The sequence below is a fragment of the Pseudomonas sp. H3_D04 genome, from assembly GCF_054669175.1.
In genome coordinates, this window is record NZ_CP162801.1 from 4402897 (window position 1) to 4429370 (window position 26474).

Here is a 26474-nt window from a genome sequence, read left to right on the forward strand (position 1 = left end):
TGCAGGTAATAGCAATCAGGCTACGGGCGCGGGAGGTGGCTCATCCGGCAGGGTAGGCTCGCCGGGCTCGGTAGGCTGCTCGTTCGGGGTATCAGGATCAGGCTGGCCGGGGATGCCCCCTGCCATGCTGATGGCTGGATGTGCCAACAAGGACCAGGCCAGGACGCCAATCTGATTGGGCTCAAGCCTTGCCAGTTCGGCACTTATTCGCGGATCGATCTTCATAAAGCACTCCTGAGCGATGGCCCCGTCCGCTGTACGCGAACCGGGCAGTACACCCAATAGAGTGTCTACCCGCTCAAGAATTCCCGCGACCTGCCAGATGAATGGATCAGGTGCGTGGCAAGGTGACGCCGCGTTGGCCCTGATACTTGCCGCCACGGTCCTTATAGGACACTTCGCACTCTTCGTCGGATTCAAGGAACAGCATCTGCGCCACGCCTTCGTTGGCATAGATTTTCGCAGGCAGGTTGGTTGTGTTCGAGAATTCCAGGGTCACGTGCCCCTCCCACTCAGGCTCAAGCGGGGTGACGTTGACGATGATGCCGCAGCGGGCGTAGGTGCTTTTGCCCAGGCAGATGGTCAATACGTTGCGCGGAATACGGAAGTATTCGACGGTGCTGGCCAAGGCGAAAGAGTTCGGCGGGATGATGCAGACGTCGCTATGGATGTCGACGAAGCTGCCGGCATCGAAATTTTTCGGGTCGACAATGGCCGAATTAATATTGGTGAACACCTTGAAATGACTAGTGCAACGAACGTCGTAGCCGTAACTCGACACGCCGTAGGAGATCACACGGTTATCGTCGCTGCCGCGCACCTGGCGTTCGACGAACGGCTCGATCATGCCGTGTTCCTGCGCCATGCGGCGAATCCACTTGTCCGATTTGATGCTCATGGCGGGTGTCCTGAATAGCGAGGTGGAAAAATTCTGTCCGGCATCTTACCGGGCGCGCGCTCCGGGTTCAAAGTCCGGGGCATAATTCTCGCCGATCCCCTGTGATATCTGGGCCTTCGCCGTAAATTGGCGGACCGTCAGTCATGAAATCAGAGAAACCTTCACCGGAAGCATTGGCACGTTCCGGAAAAAGGGTTAAGGTGGCGCCACTGTGCTGCTTGTGTCACTGAGAATCTCTACACGATATGTTGAATTTCGATCCAACCATCTACAAGAATTTTTCCTGCTCTTTGCACTCAGTCTCGGCCAGGGTTCTTCCTGCGTCGCAGTTATCTTTGTTCAAGGAGTTACACCATGTCTAATCGCCAAACTGGTACCGTTAAGTGGTTCAACGATGAAAAAGGCTTCGGCTTCATCACTCCACAATCCGGTGACGACCTGTTCGTTCACTTCAAAGCTATCCAATCCGACGGCTTCAAAAGCCTGAAAGAAGGCCAACAGGTTTCTTTCATCGCTACCCGCGGTCAGAAAGGCATGCAAGCTGAAGAAGTTCAAGTTATCTAACTTGTACTTGCTTTAGTAAAAGGCCCCGCCCTCAAAAGCGGGGCTTTTTTGTGCCTGTGTGTTTTGCAGGCAAAAAAAATCGCAGCCCACGGCTGCGATTTTTTGCGTCTTACCAGGCCACACCAAACCCTGCGGTGTAACGCGTCTTGTCCAGATCAGCATCGTCGGTACCGCTGATGATGTCTCGCTCGGCCTTGAGGTTAAGCGAAGCCCACTCGGTGACCTTGTAGCGCAAGCCCATTTCGGCATCGAGCGCGTAATCCGCTACGCCCGACAACGGCTTGCCCACTTCGCCATTGGTGAAGAACTCCACTTTCTTGCCGATCAGGTAACGGTTGTAGTCCCACTTCATCGCCAGGGAATAGAAGTTTTCCTTGCTGCCGTCGGAGAACTCATAGTCCGTGCGGTTGACCAGCGAGCCCAGGGAGAATGCGCCGAGCTCGTTATCCCAGAACTGGTAACCCGGACCGGTACCGACAGTGCGCTGACGGGAGAGGTCTTCTACCTTGTCGCGCTTATAAACCGCGCGGCCTTGCCAGAACCACTTCTCGGTCAGGAAACGGTCGAGCGAGTATTCGCCCCGCCAGTTGTCGGTAGTGACCACGTCATCCTGGAATTCGCGGTTGTACTCGCCTTCCGCCGTGTGCCGCCATTTGCCATGGCGCGCCGTGGTCTTGAAGTCGATGTCGTAGTCATCGGTGTCTTTTTCCGCCCGCTGGTAATCCAGCGCCGCGTCGACATTGCCTTTCCACACCAGATCTTCAACCACTGGCTTGGGCTTGAGAATCTGCTGGATACTCGCCAGCTCGACCGTCTTCGGCGCTTCGCCGTTTTCCAGCGTCACCTTGCCGTCGTCCGCTGCATGCAGCGACTTGGCCTTCTCGCCGGTGTAAGCATCTTGCTTGACCAGCAACTCCTGATCACTTTCCAGGGTCTTGACCTGCTTCCAGTCGATCGGAACCGCACCGGCATATTCGGTCTGTATCAGCAATTTACCGCCATCGAACAGCGTGATCTTGCCGCTCAGTTTGTCACCGTTCTTCAACCAGACGGTATCAGCGAGCAACGGCGTGGAGGCACTCATGACAGCAAGGCACAGCAGGGTTCTGGATACCATAAGCAAATACAGGCTCAAGTTTGCGAAAAAAAGTCGGCATTATCCCTGGGAATAAGACCCTAGCAAGGACTGACCCGACTATTTCTATTGAGTTCATTTCTCAATTGCGCATCCAGGACTTACTCTACGGACGGTAAGGCGAATTTTTTCAGGAACCACGGACGTGACCGACCCAACCACTGAAACCGAAAGTGCAGCGCAAATCCGACGCACGGCGCTCTACTTGACCCTCGCGCAGGTGCCCGAAGGCAAAGTGGTCAGCTATGGTCAACTCGCCGAACTGGCCGGACTGGGCCGAGCCGCGCGCTGGGTGGGACGCACATTGAGCCAGCTGCCCGGCGACACCAAGCTGCCATGGCACCGCGTGCTGGGTGCCGGCGGTCGGATCAGCCTGCCCGTGGGCAGCCCTTCAGGGGATGAGCAGCGCGCGCGATTGCGCTCCGAAGGCGTCAGTATCCTGAACAATCGTGTTGATATTCAGCGCCATGGCTGGCGCCCGGTAGAGCACAGCGGTTAGAGTGCGCGCTTTGTTTCCGTAACTCTTGAGGCAGACTCCAGCCCATGCCCCGTAAAACCTGGCGCGCCGCGCTCGCCGCCTATGCCAGCCCCTCGACGCTTGTGTTGTTGTTGCTTGGTTTCGCCGCCGGCCTGCCCTACATGCTGGTGTTTTCGACGCTCTCCGTTTGGCTGCGTGAGGCCGGTGTGGCCCGCGAAACCATCGGTTATGCAAGTCTGATCGGCTTGGCCTATGCCTTTAAATGGGTCTGGTCCCCGCTGCTCGACCAATGGCGCCTGCCCTTTCTCGGCAAACTCGGTCGACGACGTTCCTGGCTGGTGCTCTCCCAGGCACTGGTGATCCTCGGTCTGATCGGGATGGGTTTCTGCGACCCGCAAAAGCACTTGTCCTGGCTGATCGCCATCGCCGTGGTCGTCGCCTTCGCCTCGGCGACGCAAGACATTGCGGTTGACGCCTATCGCCTGGAAATCGCCGACGACACTCGCCAGGCAGCGCTCGCTGCCAGCTACATGTCCGGCTATCGGATCGCCGCGTTGCTGGCGACGGCCGGCGCGCTGTTTTTCGCTGAAGGCTTTGGCTCCACGGGTTTCAATTATCAGCATTCGGCCTGGGCCGGCACCTACGTGTTGTTTGGCGCCCTGATGGTCCCGGCGCTGCTGACGACGCTGTTCATGCGCGAACCGCCTGTGCCCCTGCGCACCCAACTTCAAGCTGGCCGCTACAGCTTTATGCATCAACTGATGTCGGTGTTCGTGCTGATCGTGCTGCTGGTGTCCGTGCCGGCCATGTTTACCCAGCTCTACAACACCGACTTCGCCAGCGTGCTGTTCGAAGGCGCGAGCCCGCTCGACCTGCTGCTCGAAGACCGCGCCTTCCTGCGGGCCATCCTCTACACCACGCTCACGTTTATGTGCCTGTCGGCCATGGGCCGTCGCGGCCTGGCACCGGTGCTGACGCCGATCAACGACTTCATTCTGCGTTACCGCTGGCAAGCGTTCCTGCTGCTCGGACTGATCGCCACCTACCGCATGTCCGATACGGTCATGGGCGTGATGGCCAACGTGTTCTACATCGACCAGGGCTTCACCAAGGACCAGATCGCCAGTGTCAGCAAAATCTTCGGCCTGATCATGACCCTGGTCGGCGCCGGCATGGGAGGCCTGCTGATCGTGCGTTTCGGCATCCTGCCGATCCTGCTCATCGGCGGCATCACATCGGCCGGCACCAACCTGCTGTTCCTGATGCTCGCCGACATGGGCGCCAACCTGAACATGCTGATCCTGACCATTTCCCTGGACAACTTCAGCTCGGGCCTGGCGACGTCAGCGTTCGTCGCTTACCTGTCGAGCCTGACAAACCTGAAATTCTCGGCCACCCAGTACGCCCTGCTCAGCTCGATCATGCTCCTGCTGCCACGCTTGATCGGCGGTTATTCAGGGGTCATGGTGGAGAAATTCGGTTACCACAACTTCTTCCTGATCACGGCGCTGCTGGGTGTTCCGACCCTGCTGTTGATCGCCCTGCACTGGTACCAGGAGAGCCGTCGCGCAGGTCCGACGCCGACACCCGAACCGGTGCCGACCCAGGTCGCGGAAGAATCGTAGGACATTTCGCAGAGGGCGCGACGATTCCCGCCCTCGTGCCACACCGCCGACCGCACGCCTGTACGCCAGCGGATCTCGCCCGTACAATGCTCCGTCATTTCTCGTCATCAGCAACCGACAACGGCCAACCATGCGCACCAGTCAATTTTTGCTCGCCACACAGAAAGAAACGCCTTCCGACGCGGTCGTCATCAGCCATCAGCTGATGCTGCGCGCCGGCATGATCCGCAAACTCGCCTCGGGCCTCTACACCTGGCTGCCGATGGGCTTGCGAGTGATGCGCAAGGTCGAAGCCATCGTTCGTGAAGAAATGAACGCCGCAGGCTCTCTCGAAGTGTTGATGCCGAGCACCCAACCGGCTGAGCTGTGGCAGGAATCCGGTCGCTGGGAAGAATACGGCCCTGAATTGCTGCGCTTCAAGGATCGCCACGGTCGCGACTTCTGCGCCGGCCCGACCCACGAAGAAGTGATCACCGACCTGATGCGCAACGAATTGAGCAGCTACAAACAGCTGCCGATCAACCTGTATCAGATCCAGACCAAATTCCGTGACGAAATCCGCCCACGCTTCGGTTTGATGCGCGGCCGCGAGTTCATCATGAAGGACGCCTATTCGTTCCACGCTGATCAGCCTTCGCTGCAGATCACCTACGACCGCATGCACCAGGCGTACTGCAACGTGTTTACCCGTCTGGGCCTGAAGTTCCGCCCTGTAGAAGCCGACAACGGCTCCATCGGCGGTGCCGGCTCCCACGAGTTCCATGTACTGGCCGAGTCCGGCGAAGACGATATCGTCTTCAGCAACGGTTCCGACTACGCCGCGAACATCGAGAAAGCCGAAGCCGTGCCGCGTGAAACCTCCCGCGCCGCACCGACTGAAGAACTGCGCCTGGTCGACACGCCGAACGCCAAGACCATTGCGCAACTGGTCGAAGGCTTCAACCTGCCGATTGAAAAGACCATCAAGACCCTCGTGGTTCACGCTGAAGAGCAAGGCAAGCTGATTGCCCTGATCATCCGTGGCGACCACGAGCTGAACGAAATCAAGGCCGGCAACCAGCCAGGCGTTGCCAGCCCGCTGGTCATGGCTTCCGAAAGCGAATTGCGCGACGCCATTGGCGCCGGCGCCGGTTCCCTCGGCCCGTTGAACCTGCCATTGCCGATCATCATCGACCGTTCCGTCGAGCTGATGAGCGACTTCGGCATCGGTGCCAACATCGACGACAAGCACTACTTCGGCGTGAACTGGGAGCGTGATCTGCCGGTTCCGACCGTTGCCGACCTGCGTAACGTTGTCGCCGGCGACCCAAGCCCGGATGGCAAGGGCACCCTGGAAATCAAGCGCGGCATCGAAGTCGGGCACATCTTCCAGCTGGGCAACAAGTACAGCAAGGCGATGAAGTGCGAAGTGCTGGGCGAGAACGGCAAGCCGGTTACCCTGGAAATGGGTTGCTACGGCATCGGCGTTTCCCGCGTGGTGGCTGCGGCCATCGAGCAGAACAACGACGCCAACGGGATCATCTGGAGCGACACACTGGCTCCATTCCAGGTCGCTTTGGTGCCATTGCGCTACGAAACCGAACAGGTTCGTGAAGCCACCGACAAGCTGTATGCAGAACTGACTGCAGCCGGCTTCGAAGTGCTGCTGGACGATCGCGACAAGAAAACCAGCCCGGGCATCAAGTTCGCGGACATGGAGCTGATCGGCATTCCTCACCGGATCGTGGTCAGTGACCGCGGCCTCGCCGAAGGCAATCTGGAATACAAGAGCCGTACCGAACCTGAAGCGCAAGCGCTGCCGGTTGCTGACGTGCTGTCTTTCCTCCAGGCCCGTATCCGCCGCTGACACCAGATAGAGAAGTCATGTTCAAGCGAAACACCTTAGGCCTCGGTGGTGCCGCCCTGTGCGTCACCCTGCTGGTCAGCGGCTGTGCCAATCACATGTCGCAACGCAGCGAGCACGAGGAGCGTGTCGAGCGCAAATTGCTCGATCACAGCCTGCAGATCGATGTCGGCGAGCCCAAGGTGCTTGAGTTGCCGCAACGTCGGGTGAAAATCCACGAGCAGAAAACGTTCGAAGTCACCGAATTCGAAGTCACGCGTCACTATGATCGCTACACGCCTTACCAACCCTGGCGGGAGGTCTACGAGATCCCGCTGGGCGCGGTCGCGGTGGTGGGCGGTGTCGGGGCGAATGTGGTCAACGTATTCACCCTCGGCAGTCTGCCGGACAGCGTGACCAAGGATTGGCTGAGCTACGGTTTTGCCGGGCTCAACCCGCTCATGAACGTGCAGTCCAACGGTCGGGCGCAACAAAACCTGGCCGGGATCGATGAGATCCAGCTCGACAAGCGCACCGAATACTCGAGCCTGCCCTGGAGCGAGCGCCCGGTGGTGGTGAAAGCCGGCAAGGAAACGTTTGATCTGAGCACCGACAAAAACGGTGTTCTGCGCCTGAACCTGCTGGACAGCCCATTCGCCGAACATGACATCAATCATCTGAGCCGACTGCTGATCAGCGTCGAAGACGGCCAGGACGATGTACACAGCGATTCGTCCCTGGCAGTCAGCAGTTCATTGCGCGGCAAACTGCTCGAAGCCCATGGCCTGATTTATGACGACCTCGAAGACGACGAAGTGAGCCAGTGGGTACACCGGGTCAAGCGCTTGTCGGAACTGGGTCTTGAAGAAGAAGCCAGCGAGCTGGAACAAAGCCTGATCGAACTGACCCGCAACGATCCAGAGTTGCAGACCGAATTCCTCAAGTCATTGACCAAGGATGCCGGGCGACTGGTGGCGGATCCTGGACCGAATTAAAAGCAAAAGCTTCGCCCCTACAAGATGCGATACCTGTAGGAGCGAGGCTTGCCCGCGAAGAGGCCCTCACATTCACCGCAAAACTACCGCTCAAACAACTCCATCTGCTCAAACCCACCCCGCAAATCCTCCAACCGCACGCCAATCCCCAACAACCGCACCGGTTTCCCGCCGCGATTGAACGCCTGGGTCAGCAACAACTGATAACTGCCCAAATCCCGCCCTGCCCCGGCCTGTTCCAGCGTCGTCTGGGTAAAGTCATGGAACTTCACTTTGACGAACGGCTTGCCCGGCCGGTAGCTGTTGTCGATCCGCGCCATGCGCCCCGCCAGGGTTTCCAGCAGCTCGGGTAGTTTATCCAGGCAGCTGACCAGATCCGGCAGGTCCACGTCATAGGTGTTTTCAACACTGATCGATTGCCGGCGGCTGTCGTTGTGCACCTGACGGTCATCAATCCCCCGGGCCAGGCTCCAGAGTCGCTCGCCGAAGCTGCCAAATTCACGCACCAGCGCCAACTTGCCCCACTCGCGCAAATGCGAGCAATCGACAATGCCGAGCCTGCCCAGCTTGTCGGCGGTCACTTTGCCAACGCCATGCAGCTTGCTGACGGGCAAACCACTGACAAAGTCTTCAACCTGATCAGGCGTGATCACAAACAAACCGTTGGGCTTCTTCCAGTCACTGGCGATCTTGGCCAGAAACTTGTTCGGTGCCACGCCAGCCGAGACCGTGATGTGCAACTGATTGGAGACGCGGCGGCGAATGTCCTGGGCGATGCGCGTGGCGCTGCCACCGAAATGCGCACAGTCCGACACGTCGAGGTACGCCTCGTCGAGGGAAAGCGGCTCGATCAGGTCGGTGTAATCGCGAAAGATCGTATGAATTTCCTTCGACGCTTCTCTATAGGCGTCCATGCGCGGCTTGACGATAGTCAGGTCCGGACACAGCTTCAGGGCTTGCCCGGAAGACATGGCCGAGCGCACGCCGTAGGCCCGCGCCTCATAGTTGCAAGTGGCGATCACCCCGCGCCGGTCTGCCGAGCCACCCACAGCCAGCGGTTTACCCGCCAGGCGCGGGTCGTCACGCATCTCGATGGCAGCGTAGAAGCAGTCGCAATCGACGTGGATGATTTTTCGCTGGCTCATATAAAAGCGGTGTTCATGGTGAAGAAATGGGGTCATGGCGTGCCGGATCGGCAGTATCTCACTGACACCTGTATATAGCACCAGTAGTCTGAATCTTCTTCCCCACCGGTAGGAAAAGTAACCGATGAATTTATTTTCTCAATCGAAAAGCGTCACTCGATAGAGCTGCAAGCCTTGCCATGCCTGCCTCGCAGACGATCGCCCAGCCCTTCCTTGCCGCTAAGCGATTGAACCAGAACAGGTTTTATCTGGATTGAAGGTTGACAGCCCAGCGATCCTCTGTAGAATGCCGACACACAGACGCGGGATGGAGCAGTCTGGTAGCTCGTCGGGCTCATAACCCGAAGGTCGTCGGTTCAAATCCGGCTCCCGCAACCAAACATCAAAAAAGGCTACTCGAAAGAGTGGCCTTTTTTGTGCGCGCCTGTTTTGTGCCCTCTTCATGAACAGATGCGAGAAATCGTTCTGATTCCGAAACTTAAGTCTGCTCCGCGACCGTTCGCCGCTTTTTTACGCTTATTTGACCCGGTTGCAGATTAACGGTTGACACACAGGCGTATCTCTATAGAATGCCGCCACACAGACGCGGGATGGAGCAGTCTGGTAGCTCGTCGGGCTCATAACCCGAAGGTCGTCGGTTCAAATCCGGCTCCCGCAACCAAACATCAAAAAAGGCTACTCGAAAGAGTGGCCTTTTTTGTATCTGTTGAAAAAGTCCTTTCGCAACAATGACCTGTCACTGTGTAGCGAAGCGTTCGGGATCTCCAATGCGATGAGTTCAGACTATGCTGATTCGCAGACAGATCCCCCCGACGCCCAATGACATGCCATCGCCGTCAACCGGTGAGAGGCGTTAATATTTGTGATTATTTTTTTCTACAGGGATTGGTAACTTGGCTGGATACCCCCATCCTGTCGCGCACAATCCAAGAGGTGATTGATGCGCGCCAACTCGTCTGATCCACAAGACACCGTCACAGCGACCCAACCGATCAAGGCCGAGCGCCTGCGCTTGCTGGATCTGGCCAGCAAATATCGCCAGCCCATCGGCCTGGCGGTGACGCTGCTGTTGTTCGCTATCGCGCTGATTGCCTGTCGTCATCTGCTGAGCGAACTCGATCTGTACGCTTTGCACGACTCGATTCTTGAAGTCCCTAAACCGGCACTGCTGGGCGCATTGGCGGCGACCGTGGTCGGCTTCATCATTCTGCTGGGGTATGAATGGTCCGCCAGTCGCTACGCGGGCGTGACGCTGGCGCCGCGAATTCTTGCACTGGGGGGCTTCACGGCATTTGCCATCGGCAACGCCATCGGTCTTTCGATGCTCTCGGGGGGCTCGGTCCGCTACCGTTTATATGCACGGCACGGTCTGGGGGCGTCAGATGTCGCTCACATGACGTTATTCGCCAGCCTCTCGCTTGGGTGCGCCCTGCCACCTCTGGCCGCCCTGGCGACCCTCAGCAACCTGCCTGCCGCCTCGGCGGCCCTGGGATTGTCCGAAGGTTTGCTGGGGGGCGTTGCCGCGGCGGTTTTGCTGCTGTTCGGCGTATTGGCCATCGGCATCTACCGCCGTCGCCTGCCGGAACAACCTTCCCCGGATAACCTGCTGGTCAAGGTCGGACGCCGCACCTTACGCCTCCCCGGTCGCCGCCTGACTTTCCTGCAACTGATCATCACCGCACTGGACGTGGCCGCCGCCGCGACCGTGCTCTATTTGTTGCTGCCCGAAGCGCCGTCCTTCGGTGCGTTCCTGCTGGTGTACCTGCTAGCCCTGGCCGCCGGTGTGCTCAGCCATGTGCCCGGCGGGGTCGGCGTATTTGAAGCCATTCTGTTGGCCGCCTTCGCCGACACACTCGGCGCCGCACCACTGGCCGCTGCGTTGCTGCTCTATCGCCTGATCTACGTCGTGCTGCCGCTGCTGGTGGCGTGTGTGCTCCTGTTGATCAACGAAGGCCAGCGTCTGTTTCAGTCGCGCCAATCCCTGAGGGCCGCGTCCGGTCTGGCGGCGCCGATCCTGGCGGTGCTGGTGTTCCTGTCCGGCGTGGTGCTGCTGTTCTCCGGCGTCACCCCGGAAATCGACACCCGGCTGGAACACATCGGCTTTCTGATCCCGCACCGCCTGGTCGACGCCTCGCACTTCGGTGCCAGTCTGGTCGGCGTGCTGTGCCTGTTGCTGGCTCAAGGCCTGCGTCGTCGACTGTCCGCCGCCTGGATGTTGACCACCATTCTATTGCTGGTCGGCGCCCTGCTCTCCCTGCTCAAAGGCTTTGACTGGGAAGAAGCTTGCCTGATGACCCTGACGGCGAGCCTGCTGGGCGTATTTCGCCGCTCGTTCTACCGCCCGAGTCGCCTGACTGAATTGCCGTTCTCGCCGCTCTATCTGGTCTCCAGCCTGTGCGTGCTCGGCGCCTCGATCTGGTTGCTGCTGTTTGCGTACCAGGACGTCCCGTACAGCCATCAACTCTGGTGGCAATTCACCCTCGACGCCGACGCCCCGCGTGGCTTGCGCTCATTGTTGGGGGCCGCCGTCCTGCTGGTGGTCGTGTCGCTGACCTGGTTGCTGCGCACCGCGCGCCCGGTGATTCACTTGCCGACACCTGACGAGCTGGATCGCGCCATAAAGATCCTGATGGCCTCCTCCCAACCGGACGGCGGCCTCGCCCTGACCGGTGACAAGGCGCTGCTGTTTCATCCCAACGACGAGGCGTTCCTGATGTACGCCCGCCGTGGCCGCAGCCTGGTGGCCTTGTACGACCCGATCGGCCCGACCCAGCAACGGGCGGAAATGATCTGGCAGTTCCGCGACCTCTGCGACATCCACCACGCCCGCCCCGTGTTCTATCAAGTGCGCGCCGAAAACCTGCCGTACTACATGGACATCGGCCTGACCGCGATCAAGCTCGGCGAAGAAGCCCGGGTCGACCTGAAGCGTTTTGATCTCGAAGCCAAGGGCAAAGAGATGAAGGACCTGCGTTACACCTGGAATCGCGGGACCCGTGATGGGTTGTCGCTGGAGATCTTTGAACCGGGCCATGCGCCGATGGATGAGCTCAAGGTGATTTCCGATGCCTGGCTGACCGGCAAGAACGTGCGCGAGAAAGGCTTCTCGCTCGGGCGTTTCAGTGACGATTACATCAAGCATTTCCGCGTCGCGGTGATTCGTTTCGAAGGGCGCCCGGTGGCATTTGCCAACCTGCTCGAGACTTACGGCCATGACCTGGCCAGCCTCGACCTGATGCGCGCGCACCCGGACGCGCCCAAGCTGACCATGGAGTTCATGATGGTCGGCCTGATTCAACATTATAAAAATCATGGATACGCGCGTTTCAGCCTGGGCATGGTGCCGCTGTCGGGGTTGCAACCCCGGCGTGGTGCACCGCTGACCCAGCGCCTGGGCTCGATGGTTTTCCGCCGTGGTGAGCAGCTCTACAACTTCCAAGGCTTGCGCCGCTTCAAAGACAAATTCCAGCCTGACTGGGAACCCCGTTATATGGCCGTGCCCGCCGGACTCGATCCGCTGGTTGCCCTGGCCGATACTGCTGCCCTGATTGCGGGCGGCTTGACTGGATTGGTGAAACGCTGATGATTCAACGCTCCTTGCGGTACGTACTGGGCACACTGGTCGTGTTGGCCCTGATTATCGGTGGCGGCTACTGGTACCTGAAGCGCCCGGCCCCCGAACCGACCCTCGAACAGCTGAAGCCGGCTGATGGCACGGCGATGACGCGCGTCATTCCCGGCAACACGCCACGCGCCCAGGTGCTGGTGGCGGTCAATGAAGACCAGAAACTCAGCGACAAACAGTTGATGACCCTGAGCCGCACCGGCTCGGCGCAGATTGTTCAGGTGATCCTGCCCAAGGACTGCCTGCTGCAAAGTCGTGCCCTGCAATCAGGCCTGCGAGAACTCAAAGGCCCGGCGACCCTGGTCAGCGGTATCGGCCCTGGCGCGGTGCTGGCGTGGCGCTGGTTGTCCGAGCAGAAGGACGACAAGGCCCAGGCTGTCTCCGTCGACCTGGCACTGGAAAAACCCGGCTGCACCCACTTGCTGCCAAAAAGTGCCGCTCACGGTCACTGGCTGGTGGCCTGGAACGACAACCCGGACGACACCAGCGCCGGCTTCGTGCGCGATCAAGCCAACGCCGAAACCAGCATCAGCGACTACGACATCAACCTGCCGCAAGTGCTGAACAACGAACTGCGTAAACTCCTGGTCGGCGGCGACAAAGCCGCTGGCGGCCTGCAAATCCCCGTGGTCGAAGTCCCGGCCGGCCAAGCCAAGGACACCGTGACCCTGTTCCTGTCCGGTGACGGCGGCTGGCGTGACCTGGACCGCGACGTCGCGGGCGAGATGGCCAAGATCGGCTACCCGGTGGTCGGTATCGACACTCTGCGCTACTACTGGCAGCACAAGAGCCCGGAGCAAAGCGCCCTGGACCTGGCCGAGCTGATGCAACACTACCGGCAGAAATGGGGCACCAAGCGCTTCATCCTGACCGGCTACTCGTTCGGCGCCGATGTCCTGCCAGCGATCTACAACCGCCTGGAACCCGCAGAACAACAACGCGTCGACGCCATCATCCTGCTCGCCTTCGCCCGCACCGGCAGCTTCGAAATCGAAGTCGAAGGCTGGCTCGGCAACGCCGGCAAAGAAGCCGCCACCGGCCCGGAAATGGCCAAGCTGCCACCGGAGAAAGTGGTGTGCATCTACGGCGAACAAGAAGTCGACGAAAGCGGCTGCACCGACAAGACCGCCGTGGGCGAAGCGATGAAGCTACCGGGCGGCCACCACTTCGACGAGAACTACCCGGCGCTGGCAAAGCGCTTGGTGGACATCATCGAGAAGCGTCAGGCCAAGGGTGAGACGGCTCAGGAGTGATCTGAGGCGCGCCCACGAAAAAGCCCCCGCAGCCGAAAGGCTGCAGGGGCTTTTTTATAGTTACTGATTCAACTGAACACCACAGCCCGCTCCCACAGGATCCACGTGCCGCCTGTGCGGATGCGTCTACCACCCTCGATACTGGCACTTAGTCTTTCCTGGCGAACCGTGTTCTCATATCGTCGTGACAAATTACACTGGCCTGATCAAAACCGGCCAAGCGCTCCGCAGCTGCTGCTTCAACGCAAAGATCATTAATCTCGTCGAGCATTTCCTGATAGGCATCGACATTGATAATGACCGCTGCTGGCTGATTATTTTGGACAATGACCATGCACTCAATGGCACGGCTAGAGATCTCCTTGAGTTTCGTACTGAAGCCCCTGACCATTGCAGTTGTCGATACTGCTTGGACAGCACGCACTGATGATGCCGCCATACTCACCTCTCTCAAATACTGCAAATCTGAACGCGCAGCTCAACGTACCGTTTACTTAACGTGTCGCAATATCGGAAGACGCCCGCGGACCTTGTAGGCAAACTCCGAATCTCGTGTTTGGGCACTTTGCCGCCTTGTTGCGTTTTTCTTCGACGGGATACTCTCCGGACGTCGCTGACCATTCAGCGATCGGGCTTGGAAACCCGTCGGATCACAGCGCAACAGCACCTCCACCTCGATTCCAGACGTTTTAACGACTGCGAACTTGGTGTTATGGCGGCTGTGCGTGGGACGCCTTCGGGCGTGCCGGTTCTATGGTCCCCGGTTTCCAACCTGCGTACAGCCGCCACCCATTCGCTTGGAAACGAACGTGGCGACTCCTCTAATGCTGGAGAATGACCATGACAAAAATTGATTCAACCGCGATCTCAGAATTAAAAACCATAGGCTACACCCCACTCATCTACTGCCCGGATCAGGCGCTATTCAACGTCCGCGCCGGCGTCCCCATCGTTGATGCCTTGTCACAAGCCTCTGACCTGCTGTTCCTCGGCAAATCATTTGCCGAGGATGCTGCCTACGCAAGAGACACCGACCGCCACGCCTGGGCCGCTCACTATCTGACGGCGATGGGCAAAGCCGTGATTGATGATGTTGTGAAGGTGCTGACGCCGCGACCGGCCCGGACGAAGACCGAATCAGAAGAAGGGCTGCCTGAGTGCCAGTAAGCGCACAGACATGAAACACCGCCGCCCCTTGTGGGAGCGAGCCTGCTCGCGAAGGCGTCGTGTCAGCCACTATCAAGGTTGGCTGATACACCGCTTTCGCGAGCAGGCTCGCTCCCACAAGGGACCTTCTTGGCCTTCAGGGCGAGATTCCAGGCACAAAAAAGCCCCCGCTGCCGCACTGGCAACGGGGGCGTTTCAATAGGAGCTTACATCTCGACCTGAGTACCCAGCTCAATCACCCGGTTCAGCGGCAGATTGAAGAAGCGCAAATTGCCATTGGCATTCCTCAACATGAAGGCGAACAGCGCCTCGCGCCAACGGGCCATGCCTTCGAGTTTGGAGGCGATCACCGTCTCGCGGCTGAGGAAGTAGGTGGTGCGCATCGGGCTGAAGTCGAGGTCATCGAGATGGCACAGTTTCAGTGCTTGCGGCACGTCCGGCTCGTCGACGAAGCCGAAGTGCAGGATCACCCGGAAGAACCCTTCGCCGTAGGAATCGACTTCGAAGCGTCGGCTCGACGGTACCCGCGGGATGTCTTCGTAGACCACGGTCAACAGCACCACTTGCTCGTGCAGTACCTGGTTATGCAGCAGGTTGTGCAACAGCGCGTGGGGCACGGCATCCGGGCGTGCGGTCAGGAACACGGCGGTACCCTGCACGCGATGCGGCGGTTGCACGGCGATACTGCTGATGAAAATCGGCAGGGGCAGACCGCCTTCGTCCATGCGCTCCACCAGCAGTTGTTTGCCGCGTTTCCAGGTGGTCATCAGCACGAACAGCGCGATACCGGCAATTACCGGGAACGCCCCGCCCTGAATGATTTTCGGCACGTTGGCGGCAAAGTACAGACCGTCCACCAACAAGAAGCCGAGCAACAGCGGAACAGCGAGCACCGGCGGCCATTTCCACAACAGCAATATCACCGCCGACACCAGGATGGTGGTCATCAGCATTGTGCCGGTTACCGCCACGCCGTAGGCCGAGGCCAGGGCGCCTGAGGACTCGAAGCCCAGCACCAACAGGATCACGCCGACCATCAATGCCCAGTTCACCGCACCGATGTAGATCTGGCCCTGCTCGGCGCTGGAGGTGTGGCGGATGTGCATGCGCGGAATGTAGCCGAGCTGGATCGCCTGACGGGTCAGGGAGAACGCGCCGGAGATGACCGCTTGCGAGGCAATCACCGTGGCCATCGTCGACAATCCCACCAATGGAAGCAACGCCCAGCTTGGCGCCAACAGGTAGAACGGGTTGCGAGCGGCTTCCGGATCACCCAGCAACAGCGCTCCCTGGCCGAAGTAGTTCAGCACCAGCGCCGGCAGCACGAGGATGAACCACGCACGGGCAATCGGCTTGCGCCCGAAGTGGCCCATGTCGGCGTACAGCGCTTCGGCACCGGTCAACGCCAGCACCACCGCGCCGAGGATCGCCACGCCCATGCCCGGATGCTGGGTGAAGAAACGCACGCCCCAGACCGGGTTCAGCGCTTGCAACACTTCCGGGTGCTGCAAGATGCCGTGGACACCCAGTGCACCGAGCGCCACAAACCAGGTGACCATGATCGGCCCGAACAGAATGCCGATGCGCGCGGTGCCGTGGCTCTGAATCAGGAACAGCGCCACCAGCACGACCAAGGACAGCGGCACCACCCAATGGTCGATGCCTTCGAACGCCAGCCCCAGGCCTTCAATCGCCGAGAGCACGGAAATCGCCGGGGTGATCATGCTGTCGCCATAGAACAGCGCCGCACCGATCAACCCACACACCACCAGCAACGCCCGCAACTTCGGATGCCCCGCTGCTGCTCGCCGGGCCAGCGCGGTCAAGGCCATGATCCCGCCTTCGCCCTGGTTGTCGGCACGCAGCACGAACATCATGTATTTGATCGAGACGACCCAGATCAGCGACCAGAAGATCAGCGCCAGGATGCCCAACACGCCGTCATGGTTGACCGGTACGCCATAGCCACCGGAAAACACTTCTTTGAGGGTGTACAGCGGGCTCGTGCCGATATCGCCATAAACCACCCCGACCGCCGCGACCAGCATGCCGATCGGCTTTGCCGCCGAATGCTCGGCACCCGCTGCCTGACTACTTGCCTGCCCCATCCAAAACTCCTACTACTCAGACCCGGACTTCTTATAAGAAGCACTATGCTTTGCCGTGCAGCATGCGCTGTTTTACATGACGTTACAGACGTTTCATTGACTGTAAAAAATCGGTAAAGCGTAAAGGCGCGAAGCATAGCGCAGCACTCGTCGTATTTCCCTGCATAAAGCTGGTCAAGTGCGCGTCTCATCGCTAGAATTGCGCACTTTTTGACCAGAGGCGCAACATAGCGCCCGTCTGTCGCCTTGCCGTCTTCGGCTGGAGGCGTCCCAAATACCGAGGTTAGACATGTCCACCACTCCTGCGCCGGCCAATCCAAAAGTTGGCTTCGTATCCCTGGGTTGCCCCAAAGCACTGGTCGACTCCGAGCGCATCCTTACCCAGCTGCGCATGGAAGGCTATGACGTCGTGTCCACTTACGAGGACGCCGATGTCGTGGTGGTCAACACTTGCGGTTTCATCGACTCGGCCAAGGCTGAGTCCCTGGAAGTGATCGGCGAAGCCATCAAGGAAAACGGCAAGGTCATCGTGACCGGCTGCATGGGCGTCGAAGAAGGCAACATCCGCAAGGTGCACCCGAGCGTGCTGGCCGTGACCGGTCCGCAGCAGTACGAGCAAGTGGTCAACGCCGTGCACGACGCCGTGCCACCGCGCCAGGATCACAACCCGCTGATCGACCTGGTGCCGCCGCAAGGCATCAAGCTGACCCCGCGCCACTACGCCTACCTGAAGATTTCCGAAGGCTGCAACCACAGTTGCAGCTTCTGCATCATCCCGTCGATGCGCGGCAAGCTGGTCAGCCGTCCGGTCGGTGACGTGCTCGACGAAGCCCAGCGCCTGGTCAAGGCCGGCGTCAAGGAGCTGCTGGTGATCTCGCAAGACACCAGCGCCTACGGCGTCGACGTGAAATACCGCACAGGTTTCTGGAACGGCGCGCCGGTGAAAACCCGCATGACCGAACTCTGCGAAGCCCTGAGCACCCTCGGCGTCTGGGTCCGCTTGCACTACGTTTACCCGTACCCGCACGTCGACGAGCTGATCCCGCTGATGGCCGCCGGGAAAATCCTGCCGTACCTGGACATCCCGTTCCAGCACGCCAGCCCGAAAGTCCTGAAAGCCATGAAACGCCCGGCCTTCGAAGACAAGACCCTGGCGCGCATCAAGAACTGGCGGGAGATCTGCCCGGACCTGATCATCCGTTCGACCTTCATCGTTGGCTTCCCCGGCGAAACCGAAGAAGACTTCCAGTACCTGCTGAACTGGCTGACCGAAGCGCAACTCGACCGCGTCGGCTGCTTCCAGTACTCGCCAGTCGAAGGCGCACCGGCCAACCTGCTGGACGCGGCCATCGTGCCGGACGACGTCAAGCAAGACCGTTGGGACCGCTTCATGGCGCACCAGCAGGCCATCAGCTCGGCGCGCCTGCAAATGCGCGTCGGCCGTGAAATCGAAGTGCTGGTAGACGAAGTCGACGAGCAAGGCGCCGTTGGCCGCTGCTTCTTCGATGCCCCGGAAATCGACGGCAACGTGTTCATCGACAACGGCAGCAACCTCAAGCCAGGCGACAAGGTCTGGTGCAAAGTGACCGACGCCGACGAGTACGACCTGTGGGCTGAACAGATCTAAACGCAAAAAATACGAAAAGCCCTGCTCTCTTGACGAGATGCGGGGCTTTTTTAGGTCTATCGTTTTGTGGAAGAAAGGACTCGCACACTCCACGGTAAAAGGGGCAACCGGCCATGCGCCAACATTCGGTCATCCACACGCCGAAACAGAGCGACTACGAAGAACTCACACAAGTCTGGGAAGCTTCGGTGCGCGCCACCCATGACTTTCTGCCGGACAGCTACATTGAATTGCTGAAGAACCTGGTGCTGACCCGCTACCTCGACGCGGTGATGCTGATCTGCACCAAGGACTCGCGCCAGCGCATCACCGGGTTTGCCGGGGTGGCGGCGGGCAAGATCGAGATGCTCTTCATCGACCCGGCCCACCGTGGTCAGGGTTTGGGCAAGCAGTTGCTGCGTTACGCCATGGAACACCTGAACGCCAACGAGCTGGACGTCAACGAGCAGAATCCGCAGGCCTTGGGGTTTTACTTCAAGCAGGGGTTCGAAGTGATTGGTCGTTCGGAGGTCGATGGCATGGGTCAGCCTTATCCGTTGCTGCACATGCGTTTGCGCCAGGCGCAACAAAAGACGCGCAACGGCTGACACAACATGAAACCCTTGTGGGAGCGAGCCTGCTCGCGAAAGCGGTCTATCAATCGACATTGATGTTGAAGCTGAAGACGCTTTCGCGAGCAGGCTCGCCCCCACATTAAAAGCACCTGCGGCAAATGGAGCCGGGATTAACCAGCGCCCAGCAGGTACAATGCCCACCCCTTTTTTGTTACGGCCCTGTCATGACTGACCCGATTCGTCTCTCCAAACGCCTCATCGAACTCGTCGGCTGTTCCCGTCGGGAGGCTGAGCTGTTCATCGAGGGCGGCTGGGTCACCGTGGACGGTGAAGTCATCGACGAGCCGCAATTCAAGGTCGACACCCAGAAAGTCGAGCTCGACCCCGAGGCCAAGGCCACTGCGCCGGAACCGGTGACCATCCTGCTGAACGTGCCCGTGGGCATGGACGCGGAAACTGCAATGGCGACCATCAGCGCCGAGACCCTGAGCGAAGAACACCGCTTCAGCAAACGTCCGCTCAAGGGTCACTTCCTGCGCCTGACCGCCAGCACCGACTTGCAGGCCAACGCCAGCGGTCTGCTGGTGTTCACCCAGGACTGGAAGATCCTGCGCAAGCTCACCGCCGACTCCGCCAAGATCGAACAAGAATATGTCGTCGAGGTAGAAGGCGACATGGTGGCTCACGGCCTCAACCGCCTGAACCACGGCCTGACCTACAAAGGTAAGGAACTGCCGCCGGTCAAAGCCAGCTGGCAGAACGAAAACCGCCTGCGTTTCGCGATGAAGAACCCGCAACCGGGCGTGATCGCCCTGTTTTGCCAGGCCGTTGGCCTGAAGGTCGTCGCCATCCGCCGCATCCGCATTGGCGGCGTGTCCATCGGCAAAGTGCCGTTGGGGCAATGGCGCTACCTGTCCGGCAAAGAGAAGTTCTGAGACTTTTCACGCCGCCACACATTCCGGCGCCGCTGTTTACGCGGCGCCCACTGCTGAATATCAGGATTGCACACCATGATTCATAACGACGTACTGCGCAGCGTGCGCTACATGCTCGACATCAGCGACAAGAAAGTCATCGAGATCATCAAGATCGGCGGCATGGACGTGTCCCTGGAAGACCTGCTGACCTACCTCGACAAGAAAGAGGAAGACGAGGAAGGCTTCGTGCGCTGCCCGGACGAAGTCATGGCGCACTTCCTCGACGGCCTGGTGATCTTCAAGCGCGGCAAGGACGAAAGCCGTCCGCCGCAGCCGATCGAAGTGCCGGTGACCAACAACATCATCCTGAAGAAACTGCGCGTGGCCTTCGAACTCAAAGAAGACGACATGCACGCGATCCTCAAGGCGTCCGAGTTCCCGGTGTCCAAGCCTGAGCTGAGCGCACTGTTCCGCAAGTTCGGCCACACCAACTATCGCCCGTGCGGCGACCAGTTGCTGCGCAACTTCCTCAAGGGCCTCACTCTTCGAGTGAGAGCGTAAAGCAGCTGCAAGCTACAAGCCGCAAGCGGATGGTGTCTAGCTTGTAGCTTGTAGCTTGTAGCTTGTAGCTTGTAGCTTGAAACTTGCAGCTGGGCCGTATGGCCCCTCATTCCTCGCAAAAATAGTGGCTCCGCTTCTGGCGGCTGACGACTAGGGTGTATTGACCCTCAGCTCTCAGGATTCGCCATGCACCCGTACTTTTCCCTGCAAGGCCGCACCGCTCTGGTGACCGGTGGCACCCGTGGTATCGGCAAAATGATCGCCAAGGCGTATGTCGAGGCCGGCGCCACCGTGTACGTCTGTGCCCGGGATGCCGAAGCGTGTCAGCAAACGGCTGACGAGTTGAGCGCCCTGGGAACCTGCCATGCCGTGGCCGCCAATCTGGCGACCGAAGAAGGCGTGCAGCACTTGGCCATGCGGCTGGGCGAGCAAATCAGTCATCTGGACATTCTGGTGAACAACGCCGGCACCACATGGGGCGCTCCGCTGGAAAGCTATCCGGTCAAGGGCTGGGAGAAGGTCATGCAGCTTAACGTGACCTCGGTGTTCAACTGCATCCAGCAGTTTTTGCCTTTGCTGCGCAAGGCGGGTTCAGAGGCGAATCCGGCGCGGATCATCAACATCGGTTCGGTGGCGGGGATTTCGTCCTTTGGCGAACAGGCGTATGCCTACGGGCCGAGCAAGGCTGCCCTCCATCAACTGTCGCGGATTCTGGCGCGGGAGCTGGTGAGCCAGCACATCAACGTCAACGTGATTGCGCCGGGGCGCTTCCCGAGCAAGATGACGCAGCACATTGGTAACGATGAGCAAGCGCTGGCGGAGGATACGGCGCTGATTCCGATGAAGCGCTGGGGCCGGGAGGAAGAGATGGCGGCGCTGGCAATCAGTCTGGCAAGTACGGCGGGGGCTTATATGACCGGGAATGTTATTCCGCTGGATGGTGGGTTCAGTCTCTGAGATTGGCGGTGCGGCCTTCGCGGGCAAGCCTCGCTCCTACAGGTTCTTTGGCGTACACAAACGCCGTGTTCGCTCGATAACCCAGTAGGCGCGAGGCTTGCCCGCGAAGAGGCCCGCTCAGTCACCCCCCGCCTTGAGGCCCGCCGGGTTATCATGCCCGCCCCATCCCGCCTCGACCCAGACCATGACCTACAGCGTTTCCCCCATCGGCTTCGTGCGCTCCTGCTTCAAGGAGAAGTTCGCCATCCCGCGCCAGCCTCAGCTGGCCCCGGCCGCTCGTGGCGTGCTGGAACTGGTGGCGCCGTTCGATCAGGGCGATGCGGTGCAAGGTCTCGAGCAGGTCAGCCACGTCTGGCTGCTGTTCCTGTTTCATCAGGCCCTGGAAGAGAAGCCACGCCTGAAAGTCCGCCCCCCTCGCCTGGGCGGCAACAAATCCATGGGCGTGTTCGCCACCCGTGCGACACATCGGCCCAATGGCATCGGCCAATCCGTGGTGAAACTGGACAAGGTCGAAGCCAATCGGTTGTTTATCTCCGGTATCGACCTCTTGGACGGCACGCCGGTTCTCGACATCAAACCCTACGTGCCTTACGCCGACATCATCGACAGCGCCTCCAACAGCATCGCCAGCGCCGCGCCGCAGTTGATTCCTGTGCGGTGGACGGAGACAGCGCTGCAACAAGCTCACGAGCACGCTCAGCGCCTCGGCGAGCCGTTGGTTGCCCTGATTGATCAATGCCTGGCACAAGACCCACGTCCGGCGTACCAGACGCCGACACCTGAGCGGGAATATGGAGCGCAGTTCTGGGATCTGGATGTGCGCTGGCATTATCCCGAGGCGGGCGTCATCCGCGTCCTGGAAGTCATTCCCGCAAAAACCTGAACGCCAGAAACCACTGTGGGAGCGAGCCTGCTCGCGATAGCGGTGTGGCAGTCGGCAATAATGCTGACTGATACACCGCTATCGCGAGCAGGCTCGCTCCCACAGGGAAAGCAAAGCCGTCAGGCGTTGTGCTTACTTCTCGACGAACGCACGCTCGATCAGGTAATCACCCGGCTCGCGCATCCGCGGCGAAACTTTCAGGCCGAAGCTGTTCAACACTTCGCTGGTCTCGTCGAGCATGCTCGGGCTGCCGCACAGCATGGCGCGGTCGTCCTGCGGGTTGATCGGTGGCAGGCCGATGTCGCTGAACAGCTTGCCACTGCGCATCAGATCGGTCAGGCGACCTTCGTTCTCGAACGGCTCGCGGGTCACGGTCGGGTAGTAGATCAACTTGTCACGCAACGCCTCGCCGAAGAACTCGTTCTGCGGCAGATGTTCGGTGATGAACTCGCGGTAAGCGACTTCGTTGACGTAACGCACGCCGTGGCACAGGATCACTTTTTCGAAACGCTCGTAGGTTTCCGGGTCCTGGATGACGCTCATGAACGGCGCCAGGCCAGTACCGGTGCTGAGCAGGTACAAATGTTTGCCAGGCTTCAAGTCATCCAGCACCAGGGTGCCGGTAGGCTTTTTGCTGATGATGATCTCGTCGCCTTCCTTCAGATGCTGCAACTGGGAAGTCAGCGGGCCATCAGGCACCTTGATGCTGAAGAACTCGAGATGCTCTTCCCAGTTCGGGCTGGCAATCGAGTAAGCGCGCATGAGCGGCCGGCCGTTGGGCTGTTGCAGGCCGATCATCACGAACTGACCGTTCTCGAAGCGCAGGCCCGGATCGCGGGTGCACTTGAAGCTGAACAGAGTGTCGTTCCAGTGATGAACACTGAGGACACGCTCGTGGTTCATGTTGCTCATGTACGTGGGACTCCTGGAGATTTTGCCTGCGCCGCTGATGTGCGCAATTGCATCGCATTCTAATGGCAGCGACAATATCTGTTAAATGGATTATTAAGATAAGGGTTATCGGTTATATAGATATGCGATTTACTCTCCGTCAACTTCAAGTATTCGTCGCCGTCGCCCAGCAGGAAAGCGTATCCCGTGCTGCCCTGACGCTCAACCTTTCGCAATCGGCGGCGAGCACCTCGATCACCGAGCTAGAGCGTCAGTGCAGCTGCCAGCTGTTCGACCGCGCCGGCAAACGGCTGAGCCTTAACGCCCTCGGCAAACAGCTATTGCCACAAGCTGTGGCGCTGCTCGACCAGGCCAAGGAAATCGAAGACCTGCTCAACGGCAAGTCCGGTTTCGGCTCCCTGGCCGTCGGCGCGACCCTGACCATCGGCAATTACCTGGCCACCCTGCTGATCGGCAGCTTCATGCAGCGCCATCCGGAAAGTCAGGTGAAGCTGCACGTGCAGAACACTGCCAACATCGTGCAGCAAGTCGCGCACTATGAAATTGATCTGGGTCTAATCGAAGGCGATTGCAGTCATCCAGACATCGAGGTGCAGAGCTGGGTCGAGGATGAGCTGGTGGTGTTCTGCGCGCCGCAGCATCCGCTGGCCCAGCGTGGCAGCGCGAGCATGGAAGAACTGACCCACGAGGCCTGGATTCTGCGGGAACAAGGCTCTGGCACGCGGCTGACCTTTGACCAGGCCATGCGTCATCATCGCAGCGCGCTGAATATCCGACTGGAGCTGGAACACACCGAAGCGATCAAGCGCGCGGTGGAATCAGGCCTGGGGATTGGCTGTATTTCGCGTCTGGCGCTGCGCGATGCATTCCGCCGCGGCAGTCTGGTGCCGGTGGAGACACCGGATCTGGACTTGGCGCGGCAGTTCTATTTCATCTGGCACAAACAGAAATATCAGACCTCGGCGATGCGCGAATTCCTCGACCTGTGCCGCGCGTTCACCGCCGGGGTTCAGCGCAGCGACGAGATCGTGCTGCCCAGCATCGCTTAAAGCAGAATCACCGCCCACACCAGCCCGATCATGCTCAACGCCACGAATTGAGCGGCGCTGCCCATGTCCTTGGCGTTCTTGGACAGCGGGTGCAACTCAAGGGAAATGCGGTCGATGGCCGCTTCCACTGCCGAATTCAGCAGCTCGACGATCAACGCCAACAGGCAGACCGCGATCAGCAATGCCTGCTCGACACGACTGACGTTCAGAAAGAACGAAAGCGGGATCAGGATGACATTGAGCAACACCAGCTGCCGAAAAGCCGCTTCACCGGTGAAGGCTGCGCGCAGGCCATCCAGCGAGTAACCGGAAGCGTTGAGAATGCGTTTGAGGCCGGTTTGGCCTTTGAAAGGTGACATAGAGTGGGCAACTGACCAAAAAGGAGTGGGAAAGCTAGATCAACCAAAGTCAAAAAAGCGTGAAGATGCCAACGCTTAGTGGCTTGAAATTGACTCAAGTTGTTGCAGAAGCAACGCCGCCTGGGTGCGAGTGCGCACATTCAGCTTGCGGAATATAGCCGTAACATGCGCCTTGATCGTCGCTTCGGAAACGCTCAACTCATAAGCAATCTGCTTGTTCAGCAGCCCTTCACAGACCATGGTCAGCACCCGGAACTGTTGAGGTGTCAGGCTGGCAAGGCCTTCACTGGCTGCCTTGGCTTCAGCGGAAACACTCACGGCTTCGAACGCCTGAGGCGGCCAGAACACATCGCCATCGAGCACCGCTCGCACGGCTTTCTGGATGACGCTCAGGTCACTGGATTTGGGAATGAAGCCGCTGGCGCCGAATTCACGGGACTTCACCATGATCGAGGCCTCTTCCTGAGCCGACACCATCACCACCGGGATCTGCGGGTATTGACCGCGAAGCAGCACCAGCCCGGAAAAACCGTAGGCCCCCGGCATGTTGAGGTCGAGCAGTACCAGGTCCCAGTCAGACTTTTCGTCCAGCCGGGTTTCCAGTTCGGCAATGCTTGCCACTTCCACCAGACGGACATCCGGACCCAGGCCCAGGGTCAACGCTTGATGCAGGGCGCTACGAAAAAGAGGGTGGTCATCGGCAATCAGGATTTCGTATGTGGCCATTTTTCTAATGATCCTGTTTTCAAACAACTCAAGGCACAGCCACGGAGCTGCACCAGCAGGGCACGTTCAACGCCAATTACGTGGCTATCACGCAAAGAATACGGCGTATCAAACTTTGGCCGCGCCCTAATCGGCGCCAAGCATGCCCAGCGAAACCGGGGTGGTCAAGGTGCATGGCCGGTACAGTTCTTTGCAGTATGGGCGACAATCAGCAGGCCACCGGCGCCGCGTTCTGCACGAAAGGCATCAGTTCGGTGTGGGCCGGCGTTGCCACGTTCATGTCCAGCTGATGTTTCGCATCAAGGTAATGCTGGCTGAACACGTCGAAATAAGCGTCCAGCGCCGAGGCCGCCTCGGTATCGCCCGCCAGATCAAGGCACAGTGCCGCCACTTCGGCGGTGCACAAGTGCTCGCTGCGGGTCGAGCGGCGCAACCGGTACCGTGACAGCTTCTCGGGCAACAGGCTCAGAATCGGCAACCGATCAAAGTAAGGGCTTTTGCGGAAAATCTTCCGGGCTTCGGTCCAGGTCGCATCGAGCAGAATAAACAATGGCCGCTTGGTGCTATCGGCTTCGACCGTGTTCGTCACTCGCTCAGGCTCGACGTACTCACCCGGAAAGACCAGATACGGTTGCCATTGCGGGTCGGCCAGCAATGCCAGCAACTGCGGATCCGTTTCCGTGCGTGACCAGATAAAGGCATGGTTGTCGCGCACCACATCGGCGATCAGCCAACCGGTGTTGCTCGGCTTGAACACTTCTTTGTTAGTCATGATCAGGCACACGCCGGAGCGGGCCTCAACCTGCGGACGCCAGGCGCACAGGCAGTGACTCTCGATCACGCGGCAGGCACGGCAACGCGGCGCCCTCCAGCCACGGGCCTGGATCGGCTTGATGCCCTCCTCCTCTCGCTCGTCGCGCAAGCGGGCGACGGCGTTTGCAGCAAAGGTTGGGGTTACAGGGCTCATCGCAGGCAGCACCGGAGGGGAAATCGACACGAATAACGCTCGGCAAGTCAGAAAGTGGCGGCAGTTTATCAGAGCGGCCGGCGCAAGCCTGTACCGTCCAGGCCTCGTCCCCTATAATTCGCCGCCACTGAACGCACAGTCATGTGA

Annotated in this window: 25 protein-coding genes and 2 tRNA genes; 17 read left to right on the forward strand and 10 right to left on the reverse strand. The window is 59.6% G+C overall.

Translation table 11 applies throughout. The annotated features are described in order from the left end of the window. Positions 1 to 15 precede the first annotated feature (15 nt). Both AB4N91_RS20335 and dcd read right to left on the reverse strand, forming a co-directional pair. Positions 16 to 225, reverse strand: a complete 210-nt coding sequence (locus AB4N91_RS20335) for a hypothetical protein (RefSeq protein ID WP_010462659.1) — start codon at positions 223 to 225, stop codon at positions 16 to 18. A gap of 106 nt (positions 226 to 331) precedes the next feature. Then, positions 332 to 898, reverse strand: coding sequence for a dCTP deaminase (gene dcd, locus AB4N91_RS20340; RefSeq protein ID WP_010462661.1), 567 nt, complete (start codon positions 896 to 898; stop codon positions 332 to 334). A gap of 354 nt (positions 899 to 1252) precedes the next feature. On the opposite strand from dcd, the gene AB4N91_RS20345 reads away from it, so the two are divergent. Next, positions 1253 to 1462, forward strand: coding sequence for a cold-shock protein (locus AB4N91_RS20345; protein ID WP_002554837.1), 210 nt, complete (start codon positions 1253 to 1255; stop codon positions 1460 to 1462). A 109-nt stretch (positions 1463 to 1571) separates the two neighbouring features. Here the strand turns inward: AB4N91_RS20345 and AB4N91_RS20350 are convergent, their stop codons facing one another. After that, entirely contained in the window at positions 1572 to 2579 is a 1008-nt protein-coding gene (locus tag AB4N91_RS20350; protein ID WP_042932327.1) for a DUF481 domain-containing protein, read from the reverse strand. Positions 2580 to 2742: 163 nt separating this feature from the next. On the opposite strand from AB4N91_RS20350, the gene AB4N91_RS20355 reads away from it, so the two are divergent. The 4 genes from AB4N91_RS20355 to AB4N91_RS20370 all read left to right on the forward strand — a co-directional run bounded on the left by AB4N91_RS20355 (position 2743) and on the right by AB4N91_RS20370 (position 7517). Then, a complete protein-coding gene (locus AB4N91_RS20355; RefSeq protein ID WP_077750279.1) occupies positions 2743 to 3096 on the forward strand; it encodes an MGMT family protein in 354 nt (117 codons plus the stop codon). 44 nt (positions 3097 to 3140) lie between these two features. Next, the gene (locus AB4N91_RS20360; protein ID WP_010462667.1) at positions 3141 to 4700 is read left to right on the forward strand and encodes an AmpG family muropeptide MFS transporter; all 1560 of its coding nucleotides are present in this window, start codon (positions 3141 to 3143) and stop codon (positions 4698 to 4700) included. Between the two features lie 130 nt (positions 4701 to 4830). Continuing rightward, positions 4831 to 6546, forward strand: coding sequence for a proline--tRNA ligase (locus AB4N91_RS20365; protein WP_010462669.1), 1716 nt, complete (start codon positions 4831 to 4833; stop codon positions 6544 to 6546). A 17-nt stretch (positions 6547 to 6563) separates the two neighbouring features. After that, entirely contained in the window at positions 6564 to 7517 is a 954-nt protein-coding gene (locus AB4N91_RS20370; protein WP_010462671.1) for a hypothetical protein, read from the forward strand. 83 nt (positions 7518 to 7600) lie between these two features. Here the strand turns inward: AB4N91_RS20370 and dinB are convergent, their stop codons facing one another. After that, positions 7601 to 8662, reverse strand: a complete 1062-nt coding sequence (gene dinB / locus AB4N91_RS20375; RefSeq protein WP_154503357.1) for a DNA polymerase IV — start codon at positions 8660 to 8662, stop codon at positions 7601 to 7603. 301 nt (positions 8663 to 8963) lie between these two features. Between dinB and AB4N91_RS20380 the strand changes: the two genes are divergently transcribed. The 4 genes from AB4N91_RS20380 to AB4N91_RS20395 all read left to right on the forward strand — a co-directional run bounded on the left by AB4N91_RS20380 (position 8964) and on the right by AB4N91_RS20395 (position 13540). After that, positions 8964 to 9040, forward strand: a tRNA-Met gene (locus AB4N91_RS20380). A gap of 206 nt (positions 9041 to 9246) precedes the next feature. Further along, a tRNA-Met gene (locus AB4N91_RS20385) sits at positions 9247 to 9323 on the forward strand. Positions 9324 to 9602: 279 nt separating this feature from the next. Beyond that, the gene (mprF, locus tag AB4N91_RS20390) at positions 9603 to 12245 is read left to right on the forward strand and encodes a bifunctional lysylphosphatidylglycerol flippase/synthetase MprF (RefSeq protein WP_460111721.1); all 2643 of its coding nucleotides are present in this window, start codon (positions 9603 to 9605) and stop codon (positions 12243 to 12245) included. Further along, entirely contained in the window at positions 12245 to 13540 is a 1296-nt protein-coding gene (locus tag AB4N91_RS20395; protein ID WP_460111722.1) for a virulence factor family protein, read from the forward strand. Before mprF ends, AB4N91_RS20395 begins: the two co-directional genes overlap by 1 nt. Positions 13541 to 13688: 148 nt before the next feature. On the opposite strand, the gene AB4N91_RS20400 is transcribed toward AB4N91_RS20395, so the two are convergent. Further along, entirely contained in the window at positions 13689 to 13979 is a 291-nt protein-coding gene (locus tag AB4N91_RS20400; RefSeq protein ID WP_077748353.1) for a Phd-YefM, read from the reverse strand. A gap of 401 nt (positions 13980 to 14380) precedes the next feature. Between AB4N91_RS20400 and AB4N91_RS20405 the strand changes: the two genes are divergently transcribed. After that, positions 14381 to 14707, forward strand: a complete 327-nt coding sequence (locus AB4N91_RS20405; RefSeq protein ID WP_010462680.1) for a DUF3077 domain-containing protein — start codon at positions 14381 to 14383, stop codon at positions 14705 to 14707. Between the two features lie 206 nt (positions 14708 to 14913). Here AB4N91_RS20405 and AB4N91_RS20410 read toward each other — a convergent pair whose 3' ends face one another. Then, the gene (locus tag AB4N91_RS20410) at positions 14914 to 16815 is read right to left on the reverse strand and encodes a potassium transporter Kup (protein ID WP_077748352.1); all 1902 of its coding nucleotides are present in this window, start codon (positions 16813 to 16815) and stop codon (positions 14914 to 14916) included. A gap of 289 nt (positions 16816 to 17104) precedes the next feature. Here AB4N91_RS20410 and rimO point away from each other — a divergent pair, with 289 nt between their 5' ends. From rimO to tsaA, 6 genes are all read left to right on the forward strand, one after another. Next, entirely contained in the window at positions 17105 to 18442 is a 1338-nt protein-coding gene (gene rimO / locus AB4N91_RS20415; protein WP_010462684.1) for a 30S ribosomal protein S12 methylthiotransferase RimO, read from the forward strand. 113 nt (positions 18443 to 18555) lie between these two features. Next, positions 18556 to 19029 carry an acetyltransferase gene (locus tag AB4N91_RS20420; protein ID WP_010462685.1) on the forward strand — a complete coding sequence of 158 codons (474 nt, stop codon included), beginning with the start codon at positions 18556 to 18558 and terminating at the stop codon, positions 19027 to 19029. Positions 19030 to 19220: 191 nt separating this feature from the next. Continuing rightward, complete coding sequence (locus tag AB4N91_RS20425) at positions 19221 to 19931, forward strand: rRNA pseudouridine synthase (protein ID WP_010462687.1); 711 nt, start codon at positions 19221 to 19223, stop codon at positions 19929 to 19931. Between the two features lie 75 nt (positions 19932 to 20006). Beyond that, positions 20007 to 20474, forward strand: coding sequence for a YehS family protein (locus AB4N91_RS20430; protein WP_010462689.1), 468 nt, complete (start codon positions 20007 to 20009; stop codon positions 20472 to 20474). A 186-nt stretch (positions 20475 to 20660) separates the two neighbouring features. After that, positions 20661 to 21431, forward strand: a complete 771-nt coding sequence (locus AB4N91_RS20435; protein WP_077748351.1) for an SDR family oxidoreductase — start codon at positions 20661 to 20663, stop codon at positions 21429 to 21431. Between the two features lie 184 nt (positions 21432 to 21615). After that, positions 21616 to 22314 (forward strand): tRNA (N6-threonylcarbamoyladenosine(37)-N6)-methyltransferase TrmO, encoded by a 699-nt coding sequence (tsaA, locus tag AB4N91_RS20440; RefSeq protein ID WP_010462693.1) that lies wholly within the window; start codon positions 21616 to 21618, stop codon positions 22312 to 22314. A gap of 132 nt (positions 22315 to 22446) precedes the next feature. On the opposite strand, the gene fpr is transcribed toward tsaA, so the two are convergent. After that, positions 22447 to 23226, reverse strand: coding sequence for a ferredoxin-NADP reductase (fpr, locus tag AB4N91_RS20445; protein ID WP_003443014.1), 780 nt, complete (start codon positions 23224 to 23226; stop codon positions 22447 to 22449). Positions 23227 to 23348: 122 nt separating this feature from the next. Here fpr and AB4N91_RS20450 point away from each other — a divergent pair, with 122 nt between their 5' ends. Further along, entirely contained in the window at positions 23349 to 24275 is a 927-nt protein-coding gene (locus tag AB4N91_RS20450) for a LysR family transcriptional regulator (protein ID WP_010462700.1), read from the forward strand. On the opposite strand, the gene AB4N91_RS20455 is transcribed toward AB4N91_RS20450, so the two are convergent. The 3 genes from AB4N91_RS20455 to AB4N91_RS20465 form a co-directional block, all read right to left on the reverse strand. Next, complete coding sequence (locus AB4N91_RS20455) at positions 24272 to 24634, reverse strand: diacylglycerol kinase (RefSeq protein ID WP_010462702.1); 363 nt, start codon at positions 24632 to 24634, stop codon at positions 24272 to 24274. The genes AB4N91_RS20450 and AB4N91_RS20455 overlap by 4 nt on opposite strands. 75 nt (positions 24635 to 24709) lie before the next feature. Further along, positions 24710 to 25360, reverse strand: a complete 651-nt coding sequence (gene erdR, locus AB4N91_RS20460; RefSeq protein ID WP_010462704.1) for a response regulator transcription factor ErdR — start codon at positions 25358 to 25360, stop codon at positions 24710 to 24712. A gap of 208 nt (positions 25361 to 25568) precedes the next feature. Then, positions 25569 to 26327, reverse strand: coding sequence for a tRNA-uridine aminocarboxypropyltransferase (locus tag AB4N91_RS20465; RefSeq protein ID WP_145307539.1), 759 nt, complete (start codon positions 26325 to 26327; stop codon positions 25569 to 25571). Positions 26328 to 26474 lie beyond the last annotated feature (147 nt).

Excerpts from the sequence above, each read along its gene's own strand:
- AB4N91_RS20335 (WP_010462659.1), bottom strand. The coding sequence starts at position 225 with ATGAAGATCGATCCGCGAATAAGTGCCGAACTGGCAAGGCTTGAGCCC.
- dcd (WP_010462661.1), bottom strand. The coding sequence starts at position 898 with ATGAGCATCAAATCGGACAAGTGGATTCGCCGCATGGCGCAGGAACAC.
- AB4N91_RS20345 (WP_002554837.1), top strand. The coding sequence starts at position 1,253 with ATGTCTAATCGCCAAACTGGTACCGTTAAGTGGTTCAACGATGAAAAA.
- AB4N91_RS20350 (WP_042932327.1), bottom strand. The coding sequence starts at position 2,579 with ATGGTATCCAGAACCCTGCTGTGCCTTGCTGTCATGAGTGCCTCCACG.
- AB4N91_RS20360 (WP_010462667.1), top strand. The coding sequence starts at position 3,141 with ATGCCCCGTAAAACCTGGCGCGCCGCGCTCGCCGCCTATGCCAGCCCC.
- AB4N91_RS20365 (WP_010462669.1), top strand. The coding sequence starts at position 4,831 with ATGCGCACCAGTCAATTTTTGCTCGCCACACAGAAAGAAACGCCTTCC.
- AB4N91_RS20370 (WP_010462671.1), top strand. The coding sequence starts at position 6,564 with ATGTTCAAGCGAAACACCTTAGGCCTCGGTGGTGCCGCCCTGTGCGTC.
- dinB (WP_154503357.1), bottom strand. The coding sequence starts at position 8,662 with ATGAGCCAGCGAAAAATCATCCACGTCGATTGCGACTGCTTCTACGCT.
- mprF (WP_460111721.1), top strand. The coding sequence starts at position 9,603 with ATGCGCGCCAACTCGTCTGATCCACAAGACACCGTCACAGCGACCCAA.
- AB4N91_RS20395 (WP_460111722.1), top strand. The coding sequence starts at position 12,245 with ATGATTCAACGCTCCTTGCGGTACGTACTGGGCACACTGGTCGTGTTG.
- AB4N91_RS20400 (WP_077748353.1), bottom strand. The coding sequence starts at position 13,979 with ATGGCGGCATCATCAGTGCGTGCTGTCCAAGCAGTATCGACAACTGCA.
- AB4N91_RS20405 (WP_010462680.1), top strand. The coding sequence starts at position 14,381 with ATGACAAAAATTGATTCAACCGCGATCTCAGAATTAAAAACCATAGGC.
- AB4N91_RS20410 (WP_077748352.1), bottom strand. The coding sequence starts at position 16,815 with ATGGGGCAGGCAAGTAGTCAGGCAGCGGGTGCCGAGCATTCGGCGGCA.
- rimO (WP_010462684.1), top strand. The coding sequence starts at position 17,105 with ATGTCCACCACTCCTGCGCCGGCCAATCCAAAAGTTGGCTTCGTATCC.
- AB4N91_RS20420 (WP_010462685.1), top strand. The coding sequence starts at position 18,556 with ATGCGCCAACATTCGGTCATCCACACGCCGAAACAGAGCGACTACGAA.
- AB4N91_RS20425 (WP_010462687.1), top strand. The coding sequence starts at position 19,221 with ATGACTGACCCGATTCGTCTCTCCAAACGCCTCATCGAACTCGTCGGC.
- AB4N91_RS20430 (WP_010462689.1), top strand. The coding sequence starts at position 20,007 with ATGATTCATAACGACGTACTGCGCAGCGTGCGCTACATGCTCGACATC.
- AB4N91_RS20435 (WP_077748351.1), top strand. The coding sequence starts at position 20,661 with ATGCACCCGTACTTTTCCCTGCAAGGCCGCACCGCTCTGGTGACCGGT.
- tsaA (WP_010462693.1), top strand. The coding sequence starts at position 21,616 with ATGACCTACAGCGTTTCCCCCATCGGCTTCGTGCGCTCCTGCTTCAAG.
- fpr (WP_003443014.1), bottom strand. The coding sequence starts at position 23,226 with ATGAGCAACATGAACCACGAGCGTGTCCTCAGTGTTCATCACTGGAAC.
- AB4N91_RS20450 (WP_010462700.1), top strand. The coding sequence starts at position 23,349 with ATGCGATTTACTCTCCGTCAACTTCAAGTATTCGTCGCCGTCGCCCAG.
- AB4N91_RS20455 (WP_010462702.1), bottom strand. The coding sequence starts at position 24,634 with ATGTCACCTTTCAAAGGCCAAACCGGCCTCAAACGCATTCTCAACGCT.
- erdR (WP_010462704.1), bottom strand. The coding sequence starts at position 25,360 with ATGGCCACATACGAAATCCTGATTGCCGATGACCACCCTCTTTTTCGT.
- AB4N91_RS20465 (WP_145307539.1), bottom strand. The coding sequence starts at position 26,327 with ATGAGCCCTGTAACCCCAACCTTTGCTGCAAACGCCGTCGCCCGCTTG.